The organism is Idiomarina abyssalis (genome assembly GCF_019797805.1).
Classification (GTDB): Bacteria; Pseudomonadota; Gammaproteobacteria; order Enterobacterales; family Alteromonadaceae; genus Idiomarina; species Idiomarina abyssalis.
This window is the reverse complement of the sequence record NZ_CP081832.1, coordinates 2,031,325-2,046,072: the sequence shown is the minus strand read 5'-3', so window position 1 is coordinate 2,046,072 and position 14,748 is coordinate 2,031,325. Positions and strand designations below refer to the sequence as shown.

The following is a 14,748-nucleotide window of genomic DNA, read 5'->3' as shown; positions in this document are numbered from 1 at the left end:
GTATTCAAACCTGAGGTTTCTGATGGCATCACTGTCAGCTCAACAATTAGCCGCTAACCGGGGACGACTATTTAAAGATCGTGCCGCTCGCTATGGTGTCACTTTAGGTGGCATTATGGTGTTGGTAGCGCTGTTGCTTATCTTTTTCTATCTGCTTTATGTTGTTCAGCCTATTTTCGAGTCGGTTTCCTTAAAAGAGGAACAGAGCTTTTCATTGCCAAACAGTGATGATGTAGAAGCACTTGGCATGGAGGAGCAGGCCGAAATTGGTTACCGTCTAATGAAATCGGGGAAATTTGAGTTCTTTGCGCTGGCCGATAAATCTATCGTTAAGCGCAAGGCCGGCGATATCATCGACTCAAAAGAAGTGGTCTCTGATGACAAAATAACGAGCTTTGCCAGCACTCTGCCAGTCAACAAGCAGTACGCATACGGTCTGAACGATGGTACGGCGATGGTGGTTCAGCCTAAGTTTAAAGTGTCTTTTGCTGAAGACCCTCAGACAGGCGCACTTGAGCGTACGATAACGCCGCGTGTGGAGGTATTGAATAATGGCGAACCATTAGTTGTCGATGAAAGTGGTCAGGCTTTAGAAAAACTGGCTTACGAGAGCGATGGTGACACTATGATGTTTGCTGCTGTGCAGGGCGGCAATAATCTGCTTATTACCAAGTACGCAGCAGAAGAAAACTTTATGACTGGCGAAACGACATTAAAGCCGGTTTTTCATAAGGTGACACTAAACGGTACTATCGATGACTTAATTGTCACTCCGGATTTACGTCAGGTTATGGCGCGTCGCGGTAACCGAATTCATGTATTTGATGTCGGAATTTCAGGTCAGGTAAGTGAGCGTGAATTAATGCTGGTTAATGCGCGTGAGCAGGGTAATGCCACGGGTCTTTATTTACTGGCCGGAGCAAGCTCTATTTTGGTGACTCATGATACCGGGCTGGTAACACAGTGGTTCCAGGTATCGACAGATAAAGGTCGGCAATATCAATATATTCGCTCATTTGATGCTGGCTCACCGGTTAAAGACGTTGAAGTTGAATATTATCGACGTACTTTCTACACCGTTTCAGAAAACGGACAGCTAGGCATATTCTATACCACTTCAGAGGCGGACCTGTACCGGGGCAACCCTCTTGAATCCAGTTTAGAGCACGTCATGGTCGACCCTCGAGCCAACTACCTCATTATGCAAAGTGGTGATCGCTTCAGTGTGTTTGATATTAAGAACGAACATCCTGAAGTCACCTGGAGCGCTATGTGGCAGGAAGTCTGGTATGAGGGATACCCTGAGCCCGACTACACCTGGCAGTCGACCTCTGGTTCCGATGACTTTGAGTCTAAATACAGTTTGGTTCCTATTGCTTTTGGCACCATCAAGGCAGCCGCGTATGCAATGCTGTTTGCTGTGCCTATTGGTTTGGCTGCTGCTGTTTACACGGCGTACTTTATGTCTCCGTCGGTGCGTAAATACGTCAAACCGACCGTTGAAATTATGGAAGCCTTACCGACGGTTATTCTCGGCTTTTTGGCCGGTCTTTGGCTGGCACCGATAATTGAGAGGTATCTTCCGGGCCTGATAGCCGTGCTGCTGCTGGTGCCGTCAGCGATAATTTTGACCGCATTCTTATGGTCGAGGTTACCTTCCCATATTCGTAACACCGTTACCGATGGACGAGCCGCTTTGCTGCTCATACCTATTGTTATTCTGGTCGGTTGGTTATCGTTTGGCCTTAGTCCCTGGGTTGAGCAAGTGTTGTTCGATGGCAATGTGCGTGGCTATTTAACCAATGAGCTGGGTATTACCTTCGATCAGCGTAATTCCCTGGTTGTTGGTATTGCGATGGGCTTTGCGGTTATCCCAACCATTTTCTCAATTGCAGAAGATGCGGTATTCAGTGTGCCGAAGCATTTATCTAACGGCTCGCTGGCGCTGGGTGCTACACCATGGCAAACCCTGACTAAAGTGGTTCTGCTAACCGCCAGTCCGGGCATATTCTCAGCGGTTATGATGGGGCTGGGACGCGCCGTAGGCGAGACGATGATTGTACTGATGGCAACCGGTAACACACCCATTATGGACTGGAACATTTTTGAAGGTATGCGCACCTTGTCGGCAAACATTGCGGTCGAGATGCCGGAGTCGGAGGTTGGCAGTTCACACTACCGAATCTTATTCCTGGCAGCCTTTGTGCTGTTCGTATTTACCTTTTTCTTTAACACCATTGCTGAATTTGTTCGCCAACGTCTGCGCGACAAATACAGCTCGATGTAATTCCGGAACAGAGGTTTAATTCAATGAATACATGGTTTAAGTCCGGAAAGCCCTGGATCTGGTTAACCGCCGGCTCAGTTAGCATCAGCTTAATAGCGGTTATCGGGCTGGTATTAATGATTGGCTGGCGTGGACTGTCGTTTTTCTGGCCCGCCGCCATTCATGAAATGTCTATTGAACAGGCTGACGGTTCAACACGCACGCTCATTGGTGAAATCTATGAGAGCGAGTCGGTGCCAACATCACGAATCAGTAACTCGGGCACCATCATGGATGGTTACGAAGAAGAGGAAGTGACTCGTTACCTGATGAAAATTGGTAACCGTGAGTACGTACCTTTAGATTTTGCCTGGGTGCTTGGTCCTGCCATCCGCTCCGATGAAACACCGGCTGGTCTGGCGGTTATTGAACGTACCAAAGATGGTAATTTCTACGGTTATCCAGTTGCTATCGAGCAGGCAGGCGAACGTGTTGCGACACATGGCGACTTGCGAGATGAATTGTTTAAGCGGGTTGAGCGCGCCGTTGAGCTGAATGAACAGGCTATGGCGCTGCAGGAAGGTGAAATTGGCGCTATTAACTATGAGTTAACGCAATTGAACCTACAACGCCGTGGCCTTGAGCTTAGCGGCAGCTTGACTGAAGAAGCGATAAACGACATTGAGCAGCGTCGCGAAGAGCTTCAGGCCGAGTACCTGGAATACGAGAAAGAACTTTTTGCACTGCGTGACGAAGCCGGTCGTGACTCTTTAATTATGCGTGATATGCGCGGCGAAGAAGTCAAAGTACCTATGTACCGCGTACTGGATGTAAACTTCCCTAACGATATGGGCTTTTTCTCAAAGCTTGGGCATTTTTTCCAGCAAATTGGCAAGTTTGTTTCTGAACCGCCCAGGGAAGCTAATACCGAAGGTGGGGTGTTCCCGGCCATTTTCGGCACGGTATTTATGGTGCTGTTAATGTCCGTTATTGTCGCTCCGTTTGGTGTTATTGCGGCCGTCTATTTACATGAATACGCGGGCAAAAATGCGGTCACTAAATTAATCCGTATTGCTGTCATTAACCTTGCCGGGGTACCGTCGATTGTTTATGGCGTATTTGGTTTAGGCTTCTTTGTTTATATGGTGGGTGGGAGCCTCGACCAAATTTTCTACCCCGAAGCCTTACCGAATCCGACTTTTGGTACGCCGGGTGTTTTATGGTCTGCCGTTACTCTGGCTATATTGACATTGCCCGTGGTGATTGTTGCGACCGAGGAAGGACTTTCGCGCATTCCACCGGCGTTACGTGAAGGCAGCTTGTCGTTGGGCGCAACGAAGTGGGAAACCATTTGGCGTATTGTTCTGCCTATGGCATCACCGGCTATTATGACGGGTCTGATTCTCGCGGTTGCAAGGGCGGCAGGTGAAGTTGCGCCACTGATGCTGGTTGGTGTGGTTAAATCGGCACCTATGCTGCCGGTGGACGGGAACTTCCCTTACTTCCATCTGGACAGAAAATTCATGCACCTGGGCTTCCACATATACGATGTTGGTTTCCAGAGTCCCAACGTTGAAGCGGCCAGGCCGCTGGTTTACGCCACGTCATTCTTGCTGATCACCATTATTGTTGGCTTGAATTTAACAGCGATTGGTGTGCGTAACCATTTACGTGAAAAATACCGCTCACTTGAGCACTAATGTTGAACACGACAGTTGAACACGACAGTTTTGATGAATTAGCGAAAAGGTCTGAACTTATGATTTCGGTAAACCCGAGTACAAGCAACTTAGAAAAGCTGGACTTACACAACTTGCCAGCAGAACAGACTGCTTTAGATATTAAAAACTTGAATCTTTACTACGGTCAAGATCAGGCGTTACACGATATTTCTATGCGCATTCCCAATAACCGCGTAACCGCGTTTATCGGGCCATCGGGCTGCGGTAAATCAACACTGTTACGTTGTATTAATCGCATGAACGATTTAGTAGAAATTTGCCATATTGACGGCCAGATTGATATGCACGGTCACAATATTTACGACAAAAACGTCGATGTTGCGGCTTTGCGTCGCCGTGTGGGCATGGTGTTTCAGCGTCCAAACCCCTTTCCTAAATCCATTTATGAAAACGTGGTTTATGGCTTGCGTTTGCAGGGCGTGAAAGATAAGCGGGTATTGGATGAGGCGGTAGAAACCTCGCTTCGTGGTGCGGCGTTATGGGATGAAGTTAAAGACCGTTTAAACGCCAGTGCGTTCAGTTTATCCGGCGGTCAGCAACAACGTGTGGTTATCGCGCGTTCTATTGCCATTGAACCTGAAATTTTGTTGCTGGATGAGCCAACCTCTGCGTTGGATCCTATTTCAACCCTGACCATTGAAGAGCTGATTACTGAGCTGAAGGAAAAGTATACCGTTGTTATTGTTACGCATAACATGCAACAGGCGGCGCGCGTATCAGACCAGACCGCGTTTTTGTATATGGGTAAATTGATTGAGTATGCTGATACGGATACTTTATTTACTACCCCGTCTGAAAAACAGACAGAAGATTATATTACTGGTCGTTACGGTTAAGGAGCGAGTCATGGACAAGATGAATATGGGTAAGCACATTTCCGGTAAGTTTAATGACGAACTGGAAGCTGTGCGTAACCGTGTGTTAAGCATGGGCGGATTGGTTGAAAAGCAATTGCAGGATTCACTTCTGGCAATTCAGAAGGGCGACATCGACTTGGCAGAGAAAGTCCTGACCAGTGACCATAAAGTGAACAAGCTCGAAGTGCAGATTGATGAAGAATGCGTGCACATTATTGCTAAACGCCAACCAACCGCCAGCGATCTGCGTTTAGTCATTGCGATTATCAAAACCATTGCTGACTTAGAGCGTATTGGTGACGAAGCAGAGCGTATCGCAAAAGTCGCTAAGGAAAGTTTCAGTAACGACCAACAGCAACTGTTAGTCAGTCTCGAAAACCTGGGGCAACACGTATTAAGCATGCTGCGTAATGTACTGGATGCTTTCGCCCGTATGGACCTGGAGTCGGCTTATAATGTGCACCAGCAGGACGAGCAGGCTGACCGTCAGTACGAAGCGCTGACACGCCAGTTAATGACATACATGATGGAAGACTCGCGCTCTATTCCAAAAATTATGAATGTGCTTTGGTCCGCACGTTCTTTAGAGCGTATTGGTGACCGTTGTCAGAATATTGCCGAATACATTATCTTCTTTGTGAAAGGCAAAGACGTGCGCCATGTCTCACCAGAGAGCATGGAACGCACGGTTATGGGCAAAAAAGACTAGAATAAACGCCGGGCACGAATAGTGCCCGGAATGTCTTTCAGTTGTTGCAGTATATTGGCGCCGTTGTCACCGTCAATATCCATTACCACGTAGCCCACACTTTCATCGGTCTGTAAGTACTGACCGGCCACGTTAATTTCATTGTCGCTAATAATGCGGTTAATGGCGTTTAGCATACCCGGCTGGTTTTTATGAATATGCAGCAAACGCTGTGCGGTGGCGTGGGTTGGTAAGCTCACCTCAGGGAAATTCACGGCAGACAGGGTAGAGCCATTATCCGAATAACGGACCAATTTTCCGGCCACTTCAACGCCAATATTTTCCTGAGCTTCTAAGGTTGATCCGCCAATGTGTGGTGTTAACAGACAGTTCTTCAAGCCACGCAGAGGCGACATAAACTCGTCGTTATTACCTTTAGGTTCAACCGGAAACACATCAATTGCCGCACCCGCCAGGTGCCTTGATGACAGGGCTTCAGCCAGGGCGTCAATGTCCACTACCGTTCCGCGCGACGCGTTAATGAGCAGGCTGCCCGGCTTCATACGTTCAATTTGCCGACGGCCTATCATCCATTGCGTTTGTTCGGTTTCCGGTACGTGCAGAGTGACAATATCGGCTTGCGTGAGTAAGTCATCCAAAGTGGGAACCGACTGAGCGTTACCCATGGGCAGTTTGTCTTCAACGTCGTAGTAGCGAATGTGCATGCCCAACTGCTCGGCGAGCACACTCAACTGGCTGCCAATGTGACCGTAGCCGACAATACCCAGTATTTTTCCGCGTGCCTCAAAAGACTGTTTAGCCGATTTTAGCCAGCCACCTTCGTGGGCTACGGCATTTTTTTCAGGAATGCCCCGTAACAGCATAATAGCTTCGGCTAAAACCAGTTCGGCCACACTGCGGGTATTCGAAAAAGGCGCGTTGAAGACAACGACGCCGTGTCGCTTGGCCGCATCTAAGTCAATTTGATTGGTGCCGATGCAAAAGCAGCCAACCGCAATGAGTTTGTCGGCTGCGGAAAATACGCGTTCATTCAACTGGCTGCGTGAGCGAATACCAAGAATATGAGCGTCTTTAACTTTTTCGCAGAGTTCATCTTCGCTCAGAGAGGTTTGCAGTATTTCCAGGTTATGGTAGCCGTGGTGACGAAATAGCTGGATGGCACTGTCATGAACCCCTTCGAGCAATAAAACTTTGATTTTGTCCTTTGCTAGTGAGGTTTGCATCAGCCACTTACCTTCAGTGTCTGAACCCCGTCTTCACGGGCAATAAGCGCCACATCCGCACCACGCTGGGCAAAGAGTCCGTTGGTGACTACGCCGACAATATTGTTCAGTTGAGCTTCAAGCTTCATGGGCTCCATGATGTCAAAGTTGTGCACATCGAGTATCCAGTTGCCGTTGTCGGTGGTAAAACCCTGGCGCCAGACCGGGTCGCCGCCAAGTTTTACAATTTCGCGGGCAACGTATGAACGCGCCATAGGAATCACTTCAACCGGCAGCGGGAATTGACCTAAACGGCCAACCATTTTGGTTTCATCAGCGACACAAACAAACTTTTTAGCGACTGCGGCTATAATTTTTTCACGGGTCAGCGCTCCGCCTCCGCCTTTAATCATTTGCCCATGCTCATTAATTTCATCAGCACCGTCTACATAAACGGGAACATCGGCAACGGAGTTCAGTTCAAACACCTCAATACCATGAGACTTCAGGCGCTCGGTAGAGGCTTCAGAACTTGAAACAGCCCCTTCAATGTCATGTTTTCGCTCGGCTAATGCATCGATAAAAAAGTTTACGGTTGAGCCGGTACCGACTCCGACGACAGTGCCGTCTTCAATGTATTGCATAGCAGCTTCTGCTGCCGCTTTTTTTAGTGCATCAGCGTTGCCTGACATGAGCGTTTCTCCGTGTTTGTGCTTTAAGCTCAGTATAGGGAATTTGTTGTTTTTTATCGATCTTTCTTTTACTTCAAAAGCGCCAGTGTTGCGCTGGTGTAATGATTTCCGGCAGCGGAATATCCCAACTCTCAACCGGTATTTTTTCAACCTGTTGTTCGTTATAGCTTAACCCAATGGGCGATAAGTTGGGCCTATTCCCATTATGCCATTGAGCTAATGTTCGATCGTAATAACCGCCGCCCATGCCTAACCGGTTGCCCTGACTGTCGAAGCCGACTAATGGCATCAGCAGTATCTGAATACTGGACAATGGCACCACGTTTTGGACATTCAGTTCGGGTTCAGCAATACCGTACTTGTTGGTTGTCATTGGCGTATCCGGGGCATAGTGTAAAAACAGTAAATGACCTTTAGCAAAAGGGTGAAGCACGGGTAAAACGGTATTAAAGCCTGACTGCCACAGTTTTTGAATAATGGCTGAGGTGGGTAACTCGCCGGCAAAGCTTTTATACACGGCAACGGTGGTCTGCTGAGGGACCCGGTTGCTCAGATGTTGCTCCAGTTTGTCAGCAACCAGATGTGCCGCTTCGCTCTGCTGTTCGGCGGTTAAATTGCGGCGAATTTGCTGTAACTTGCGTCGGAGGTCCTGTCGAGTCATGCTAGAGTCTGCTTAATGATAACCGCTGAGTAATTGCCAGAGGATAACCGATGAAAACAATAAAAACGATAGCTTTAGCCATGGTAGCGATGGCTTTTACGGTTGCAGCCCATGCTGTACAGGCTCCCCCGAAAGCGCCGGAGCGTGATCGCGGTGAAGGTCCGTACGAGCGCCTGATATTACGGGGCGGAACACTAATTAATGGCGAAGGCGCACCACCAATTGGTCCGGTAGACATCGTCATTGAAGACGATCGTATCGTGAATATTGTCAGTGTTGGGAATCCGGGAGTGCCCGTTAAGCCCGAGGGGCGTCCTGAAGCTGAAGCAGGTGATAAAGAGCTGGATGTCAGCGGTCAGTACATCTTGCCCGGCTTTGTTGATATGCATGCGCATATTGGTGGCTCCGCAAAAGGTATTCCGGCGGAGTATGTACTGAAGTTGTGGTTGGCTCACGGCATTACAACCATTCGGGAGCCCGGCAGTTTTAATGGTCTGGACTGGGTTCAGTGGCACGAAGAGCGCGCTGTCGATAATCGCATTACTTCGCCGCGAATCATTCCTTATGTCGGTTTTGGGCAAGGCTGGGATAAGCCTATTTATAACGGCGAGCAGGCGCGTGAATGGGTTCGCTACATTAAAGACGAGGGAGCGAAGGGTATTAAGTTCTTCGGTGCTTCTCGCAAGGTTATGGAAGCGGCGCTGGACGAAGCCAACGAGCAGGGCTTAGGCACTATGATGCACCACGCTCAGCTGAATGTAATGTCGATGAATGCACTGGATTCCGCCCGCCTGGGTTTAACCTCTATGGAGCATTGGTACGGTTTGCCGGAAGCTCTGTTTGAAGAGCGTCGCGTGCAGGACTACCCGGCAGGTTATAACTACAATAATGAGCAAAACCGCTTTGAAGAGGCTGGCCGCTTATGGAAGCAGGCCGCGGAGCCCGGTTCAGAGAAATGGAATTCAGTGCGCAATGAACTGATTGAACTGGACTTCACGATTAACCCCACCTTAACCATATACGAAGCGTCGCGTGACTTAATGCGTGAACGTCAGGCCATTTGGCACGACGAATACACCTTGCCGCGGTTGTGGGAGTTTTTCGAGCCAAGCCGCTACGCTCACGGCTCTTATTGGTTCGACTGGACTACCGACAATGAAATTGCCTGGAAAAACAATTACCAGAAATGGATGGCGTTCTTAAAGGATTTCCACTCCAACGGCGGCAGAATTACCGTTGGTTCTGATGCGGGCTACATTTATAAGATTTATGGCTTTGGTTACATTCGCGAGCTGGAGTTACTGCGTGAAGCCGGTTTGAATGCGTTAGAGGTGATTCACGCAGCCAGCCTGGCCGGTGCCGAGGCATTGAATATGGAAGACGACATTGGCTCCGTTGCTATTGGTAAAAAAGCCGACATGGTTATTGTTAACGAAAACCCGATGGATAACTTTAAAGTGTTGTACGGCACCGGGCACTTCAAGCTGGACGGCAATAACGAACCAATGCGTACCGAAGGCATTCAGTACACCATTAAAGACGGTGTGATTTTCGACGCACAACAATTGCTAGAGGACGTTAAAGCCATTGTTGCTGATGAAAAGGCGGAGCGCCAATAGTAAGGGTGGTTTCCCAAGGTGCCGCTGCTGGCTGTAGCCCTTGAACCCATTGGTTCAAGGCGGGGAGCAAATGGTATCTGCCGTAGGCTTCCCGGTTCATGCCGGGCTTGCACATGGCAGGCCAGTGATCCCCTTTTAATACAAGCATCGGCTCAGGGACATAAGCCTGCTGGCAAACACCCCAGGAAACCGCAAAAGGGTTACAATGTTGCTTTAGGTTAACCGCTAACGGTTACGTTGTGAGCGTTGCTCACTCATTGCCTGTTCTATCGTTGCCTGAAGTAACTGAATTTTTTCTTCAAGCTTAGCTGTTTTTGCAGATTGTTCATTTTGATCCTGAATCCATTCATGGCATAAATTCAGGGCTGTCATAACAGCTATTTGTTCGACATTGGTCAGTTGCGTTCGTTCTTTGGTTTCCATCAGTCTTTCGTTGAGCGTATCTGCCGCTTGCTGCAACGCGCTTTCCTGCCCAACAGGGCAAGCCACCTTATAATTACGTTCCAGCAATTTTATATCCATGGTTTTTGCGGCCATTCAAAAGACTCCTTGCAACTGACTCAACAGCTTTGATAACTGCATTATGGCATGAGCTACCGGTGTTTGTCAGCTAGCGATTATGTAAAGCCAGTGTTAGGATTAATGCATGATAAATAAAGGGCAGAATTTAATGTCGACACGTTTTAATTATGACCGCTTAGTGGAACTTTACGCACAATACGACATGACGCCAAGTGCGTCAGAAGTGCAGGGCATGTTAACCGGGCTAATAGCCACCGGCAGCGACGCCAAAAGCAATGAATTAATGATCTTAATGTCAGACCTGGCATACGACGGCCAGGGCTTACCCGTCGAGCTGGAGAACTTGCTGCAACAGCAGGCCGAAGAAATCGAACACTCGCTGGGCGACGAAGACTTAGGCTACCGTTTGTTGTTACCTGAAGACACGACGCCGCTGTCTGACCGCTTAAGCGCACTGGCTGGCTGGGTTAATGCCTTTTTAGTGGGCTATGGCGTTAACCAGGAAAATATGACCAACTTAAGTGGTGACTTAAAAGAAGCCATTGAAGACATGGTCGAGCTGGCGAAAATAGAGTTTACCGACGATGGTGATGAGGAAGAAGAACGAGCTTACACCGAAATTGTCGAGTATCTGCGTGTTTCAGCCATGATGTGCTACGCCGAATTAGGCCGTAATGAGCTACCGGCAAATCAGCCACCCAAAATTCTGCATTAATTACTGACGGAGTAGAGGTCGTTGATGAGAAACGTTATTCCTCAGGATGAATTTAAGCAGCGCCGACGCCAGCTGCTGGAGTCTTTGCCTCCGCACTCGGTGGCACTGGTGGCTGCTAACAGTGAAGTTACGCGCAGCAATGATACCGAGTACCCTTTTCGCCAAAACAGCGACTTTTTCTATTTAACCGGTTTTAATGAGCCGGACGCGGTGTTGCTGCTGATTAACGACGGCAACCCACGCAGTGCTTTATTCTGTCAGGACAAAGATCCAAAGCACGAAGTCTGGCATGGGCTGCGTTTAGGCTATACCAATGCTGTTGAAGCCTTAGCCGTTGACAGCGCGGAAGATCTCGACACTTTGCCGGAACGTTTACCGGAGTTGCTGGAGGGTATTGAATCGGTTTTCTACCCCATGGGTGAAGACTCGGTGCTGGCTGAACTGGTGAGCGAAGCGCGCGATGAAGTCAGTGTAAAAGCAAGGCGAAGCGGTAAATTAGCGCCTCAAAGCTTGTCTGACTTAAGACCTCAGCTGGACGCCATGCGCCTTATTAAGTCAGCCAATGAAGTGGCAGTGATGAAAGAAGCTGGCCGAATCAGCTTGGGGGCATTCCGCCGCATTATGCGCTTTGTCGAAGCGGGCAAGCACGAGTACCAGGTAGCGGCAGAGCTGCACCATGAATTTGCCATGAACGGCGCTTTGCATCCGGCTTACGGTATTATCAGCGGAGGTGGTGCTAATGCCTGCGTTCTGCATTACACCGACAATAAGGACGAGCTGAAAAATGGCGACTTGCTGCTGGTAGACGCCGGCGCGGAGTATCAGGGTTACGCGGCCGATATTACCCGTACTTTCCCGGTAAATGGCAAGTTTAGTGAGCCACAGAGCATACTTTATAACTTAGTGTTGGAAGCCCAGCAGGCGGCCTTTGCTGAAGTTAAACCCGGCAGTAACCTGGTTCAGGCGAGCGAAGCGGCAGCCAGAGTCATTAGCGATGGTCTCACCGAACTGGGTATTTTAACCGGCGATGCCGAAGAAAACTTCAAAGAGCAACGCTGGAAAACGTACTTTATTCACGGCCTGGGCCATTGGCTGGGTCTGGACGTTCACGATGTCGGGCGTTATCGCGACAGCGAAGGCGAGCCCGTACCTTTCAAACCCGGCATGGTGCTGACAGTAGAACCCGGTATTTATATCCCGGAAGACGCTGACGTTGAAGATAAATGGCGAGGTATAGGCATTCGCATTGAAGATGACCTGGTTGTAACAGCGGACGGTTTTGACAACATGACCGCCGATGTACCCAAAACCATTGAAGAGATTGAGACATGGATGAAAGGCCAGTAACGCACGCCGATGTGGTAATAGCCGGAGGTGGCCTGGTGGGCGCCTTAACTGGCTTAATGCTGGCGCAACAACGGCCGGACTGGCACATTGTTGTCTGTGAACCCCGCGCTGAGGGTCCGCCCGCCGACAAACGCATTATTGCTCTGGCTGCTGCATCAGCGCAGCGGCTGCAAAGCCTCGGTGTACTCAATGGCATTGACACTACCCCAATAAAACACATTCACATTTCCGACCGGGGCTTTGCCGGTGCTACTGAACTGCACGCCGAGAACGAGCGGGTTGAGGCCTTAGGCCGGGTTGTTGCGGCCTCCGAGCTGGTTAATAACTTGTACCTTAGCTGTCAGAAGCAGACCAATCTTGAGTGGTTATCGGGTGTTCGTTTAGATTCATTGCAACAGCAGCAAAAGCAGGTGGAATTAAACCTGGATAACGGACAGCAGCTGTTGGCTAAGTTACTCATTGGTGCCGATGGCCAGAATTCACTGGTGCGCGAGCAACTGGGGCTAAAATCGGATGTTTACGACTATGGCCAGTTTGGGTGCATTGCAACGCTTGATTTAGAGCAGCCATTAGATGGCTGGGCCTATGAGCGCTTTACCGAGAATGGGCCTATTGCCTTACTGCCAATGCAGGGAAGTCAGGCTTCACTGGTGTGGAGCTTTACCGAAGCGCAGCGTGACGTTGCCCAGCAATGGTCCGACACCGAATTTATGCAACGGTGTCAGCAGGCGTTTGGCTACCGCGCAGGCTTATTTAGCGGCGTGTCGAAACGAGTTTTCTATCCGCTGACGTTACGCCGGGCAAAGCGCTCGACTCACCACCGCAGTGTGATCATCGGTAATGCATCGCACGCCTTACACCCCATAGCCGGGCAGGGTTTTAACCTGGGGCTGCGCGATACCGAAGTACTATGCGAGTCGCTGGCCAATGTCGATGACGCCGGTAACTTTCAGGCGTTACAAGGCTACGAGCAAAACCGCGAACGTGATTATCAGGCCATTATTAAACTGACTGACGGTTTAGTGCGCGGCTTTTCGAATCACTACTGGCCCACGGTGTTGGGTCGCAACAGTGCGCTGATGTTACTGCAGCATTGTTCGCCGCTGAAATCCGCCTTTGCACGCTTAACCATGGGGATGCAACCATGACCATGAAACGCAAAAAGCTCGATGTTGTGATTGTTGGCGGCGGCATGATTGGCCTGAGCCTGGCGATACGTCTGGCTCAGCAAAACCGGCGAGTAATGGTGCTGGAAAGACATTCTCAGCCTGAACTTTCTGAAGAGCTGGCATTGCGGGTAAGCGCACTGAATGATCGCAGTCGCAGCGTATTAAAAGACTGTGGTGCCTGGCCTTTAGTGCAGGCACACCGAATTGGCCCTTACCAAAGCATGCAGGTGTGGGACAAAGACAGCCCCGCGCACATTGAGTTTTCAGCCCGGGAAATTAACGCCGCAGATTTAGGCGCTATAGTTGAAAACAACGTGGTGGAGCATTTTTTGTGGCAACGTGCTGAGCAGGTCGGTGTTGAGATATTGCAGACGCAGCAGTGGACAATGGTTCATGCCGGCGATGATTCTCACCCCGCAGAAATAGACGTTGGTGAGTGGTTACTGTCAGCCGATCTTATAGTAGGAGCCGACGGTGGCCGTTCGAAAGTGCGTCAGTATGCTGAGTTACCACTAACTTTCTGGGACTACGGACAGCAAGGTATTGTTGCGAACATTCGCACGGAGCAACCGCATAATGGTGTGGCTCGTCAGGTATTTTTACCCACCGGGCCGCTGGCGCTTCTGCCAACGCCTGACTCTCATACCGTTTCCATTGTCTGGTCTGCCGATGAAGATCTCGCCAGAAACTTACTTAGTGAGCCGCCTGAGCGCTTTGCAAAACAGGTGGAAACAGAGTCAGGCCGGGTATTAGGCCATTGCGAGTGTGTCTCTGATATAAAAGCCTTTCCGCTTAAAATGCAGTACGCGCGCCAATGGTATCAGCATCGTATTGTTTTGGCGGGCGACGCGGCTCACACCATTCATCCGCTGGCCGGGCAGGGCGCGAACTTAGGTTTTGGTGACGTGAAAGCCTTAACCGAAAAAATTGAGGGTGTGGATTTGTCTTCACTGACGCAACTGCACCGCTCGCTGAGTGCGTATCAGCGCGAGCGCAAAGCCGACACTCAGCTAATGATAGCTGCAATGGAAACGTTTAAACGCGGTTTCGGCACAGCAAACCCAATAGTGAAAGGCTTACGCGCACTGGCCTTCGCACTGCCAAACAAACTCACCTTTTTAAAACGCAAGCTAGCCGAAGTGGCTCTGGGGAACTAGGTGGCGGTGGTTGCTACGTACTGGTCCGGGAGCCGCCCGTGAATACGTCCCTGTAGGGCTTGGGCGTCGCCATCCATGGCGCCGCACACT

At 49.8% G+C, this 14,748-nt stretch carries 13 protein-coding genes and 1 other RNA gene; 9 read left to right on the top strand and 5 right to left on the bottom strand.

What is annotated here, in order from left to right; translation table 11 throughout:
• The first annotated feature begins 22 nt into the window (after window positions 1-22).
• The 4 genes from K5X84_RS09910 to phoU are packed head-to-tail and all read left to right on the top strand — an operon-like array spanning window position 23 to window position 5,574.
• Window positions 23-2,287, top strand: a complete 2,265-nt coding sequence (locus K5X84_RS09910; RefSeq protein WP_222235733.1) for an ABC transporter permease subunit — start codon at window positions 23-25, stop codon at window positions 2,285-2,287.
• A gap of 23 nt (window positions 2,288-2,310) precedes the next feature.
• Window positions 2,311-3,966: a phosphate ABC transporter permease PstA gene (gene pstA, locus K5X84_RS09905; protein ID WP_222235732.1), complete on the top strand. Its 1,656-nt coding sequence runs from the start codon at window positions 2,311-2,313 to the stop codon at window positions 3,964-3,966.
• A 59-nt stretch (window positions 3,967-4,025) separates the two neighbouring features.
• On the top strand, window positions 4,026-4,844 hold the full coding sequence (pstB, locus tag K5X84_RS09900; RefSeq protein ID WP_199494386.1) for a phosphate ABC transporter ATP-binding protein PstB: 819 nt from the start codon (window positions 4,026-4,028) through the stop codon (window positions 4,842-4,844).
• A 10-nt stretch (window positions 4,845-4,854) separates the two neighbouring features.
• Complete coding sequence (phoU, locus tag K5X84_RS09895) at window positions 4,855-5,574, top strand: phosphate signaling complex protein PhoU (protein WP_054491232.1); 720 nt, start codon at window positions 4,855-4,857, stop codon at window positions 5,572-5,574.
• On the opposite strand, the gene serA is transcribed toward phoU, so the two are convergent.
• From serA to K5X84_RS09880, 3 genes are all read right to left on the bottom strand, one after another.
• Complete coding sequence (gene serA / locus K5X84_RS09890) at window positions 5,571-6,800, bottom strand: phosphoglycerate dehydrogenase (RefSeq protein ID WP_222237019.1); 1,230 nt, start codon at window positions 6,798-6,800, stop codon at window positions 5,571-5,573. The two genes, phoU and serA, sit on opposite strands and share 4 nt — an antisense overlap.
• Window positions 6,797-7,468: a ribose-5-phosphate isomerase RpiA gene (rpiA, locus tag K5X84_RS09885; protein ID WP_199494374.1), complete on the bottom strand. Its 672-nt coding sequence runs from the start codon at window positions 7,466-7,468 to the stop codon at window positions 6,797-6,799. Before rpiA ends, serA begins: the two co-directional genes overlap by 4 nt.
• A 73-nt stretch (window positions 7,469-7,541) precedes the next feature.
• A complete protein-coding gene (locus K5X84_RS09880) occupies window positions 7,542-8,129 on the bottom strand; it encodes a 5-formyltetrahydrofolate cyclo-ligase (RefSeq protein ID WP_222235731.1) in 588 nt (195 codons plus the stop codon).
• 50 nt (window positions 8,130-8,179) lie between these two features.
• Between K5X84_RS09880 and K5X84_RS09875 the strand changes: the two genes are divergently transcribed.
• Entirely contained in the window at window positions 8,180-9,748 is a 1,569-nt protein-coding gene (locus K5X84_RS09875; protein WP_222235730.1) for an amidohydrolase family protein, read from the top strand.
• A 6-nt stretch (window positions 9,749-9,754) separates the two neighbouring features.
• On the opposite strand, the gene ssrS is transcribed toward K5X84_RS09875, so the two are convergent.
• Window positions 9,755-9,939, bottom strand: a non-coding RNA gene (gene ssrS / locus K5X84_RS09870) — 6S RNA.
• 34 nt (window positions 9,940-9,973) lie between these two features.
• Entirely contained in the window at window positions 9,974-10,285 is a 312-nt protein-coding gene (gene zapA / locus K5X84_RS09865) for a cell division protein ZapA (protein WP_054491227.1), read from the bottom strand.
• A 109-nt stretch (window positions 10,286-10,394) separates the two neighbouring features.
• On the opposite strand from zapA, the gene K5X84_RS09860 reads away from it, so the two are divergent.
• Genes K5X84_RS09860 through K5X84_RS09845 form a run of 4 tightly spaced genes read left to right on the top strand, consistent with a single transcriptional unit; the run spans window position 10,395 to window position 14,658 of the window.
• The gene (locus K5X84_RS09860; protein ID WP_244994781.1) at window positions 10,395-10,985 is read left to right on the top strand and encodes a UPF0149 family protein; all 591 of its coding nucleotides are present in this window, start codon (window positions 10,395-10,397) and stop codon (window positions 10,983-10,985) included.
• Between the two features lie 24 nt (window positions 10,986-11,009).
• Window positions 11,010-12,332 carry a Xaa-Pro aminopeptidase gene (pepP, locus tag K5X84_RS09855; protein ID WP_222235729.1) on the top strand — a complete coding sequence of 441 codons (1,323 nt, stop codon included), beginning with the start codon at window positions 11,010-11,012 and terminating at the stop codon, window positions 12,330-12,332.
• Window positions 12,314-13,480 (top strand): 2-octaprenyl-6-methoxyphenyl hydroxylase, encoded by a 1,167-nt coding sequence (gene ubiH, locus K5X84_RS09850; RefSeq protein WP_222235728.1) that lies wholly within the window; start codon window positions 12,314-12,316, stop codon window positions 13,478-13,480. Before pepP ends, ubiH begins: the two co-directional genes overlap by 19 nt.
• Window positions 13,477-14,658, top strand: a complete 1,182-nt coding sequence (locus K5X84_RS09845; protein ID WP_222235727.1) for an FAD-dependent oxidoreductase — start codon at window positions 13,477-13,479, stop codon at window positions 14,656-14,658. Before ubiH ends, K5X84_RS09845 begins: the two co-directional genes overlap by 4 nt.
• Window positions 14,659-14,748 lie beyond the last annotated feature (90 nt).

What these genes read in the sequence shown, in the direction of transcription:
- ubiH (WP_222235728.1), top strand. Translation starts at nt 12,314, where the DNA reads ATGGATGAAAGGCCAGTAACGCACGCCGATGTGGTAATAGCCGGAGGT.
- K5X84_RS09910 (WP_222235733.1), top strand. Translation starts at nt 23, where the DNA reads ATGGCATCACTGTCAGCTCAACAATTAGCCGCTAACCGGGGACGACTA.
- rpiA (WP_199494374.1), bottom strand. Translation starts at nt 7,468, where the DNA reads ATGTCAGGCAACGCTGATGCACTAAAAAAAGCGGCAGCAGAAGCTGCT.
- K5X84_RS09875 (WP_222235730.1), top strand. Translation starts at nt 8,180, where the DNA reads ATGAAAACAATAAAAACGATAGCTTTAGCCATGGTAGCGATGGCTTTT.
- pstA (WP_222235732.1), top strand. Translation starts at nt 2,311, where the DNA reads ATGAATACATGGTTTAAGTCCGGAAAGCCCTGGATCTGGTTAACCGCC.
- K5X84_RS09845 (WP_222235727.1), top strand. Translation starts at nt 13,477, where the DNA reads ATGACCATGAAACGCAAAAAGCTCGATGTTGTGATTGTTGGCGGCGGC.
- K5X84_RS09860 (WP_244994781.1), top strand. Translation starts at nt 10,395, where the DNA reads ATGATAAATAAAGGGCAGAATTTAATGTCGACACGTTTTAATTATGAC.
- zapA (WP_054491227.1), bottom strand. Translation starts at nt 10,285, where the DNA reads ATGGCCGCAAAAACCATGGATATAAAATTGCTGGAACGTAATTATAAG.
- phoU (WP_054491232.1), top strand. Translation starts at nt 4,855, where the DNA reads ATGGACAAGATGAATATGGGTAAGCACATTTCCGGTAAGTTTAATGAC.
- pepP (WP_222235729.1), top strand. Translation starts at nt 11,010, where the DNA reads ATGAGAAACGTTATTCCTCAGGATGAATTTAAGCAGCGCCGACGCCAG.
- pstB (WP_199494386.1), top strand. Translation starts at nt 4,026, where the DNA reads ATGATTTCGGTAAACCCGAGTACAAGCAACTTAGAAAAGCTGGACTTA.
- K5X84_RS09880 (WP_222235731.1), bottom strand. Translation starts at nt 8,129, where the DNA reads ATGACTCGACAGGACCTCCGACGCAAGTTACAGCAAATTCGCCGCAAT.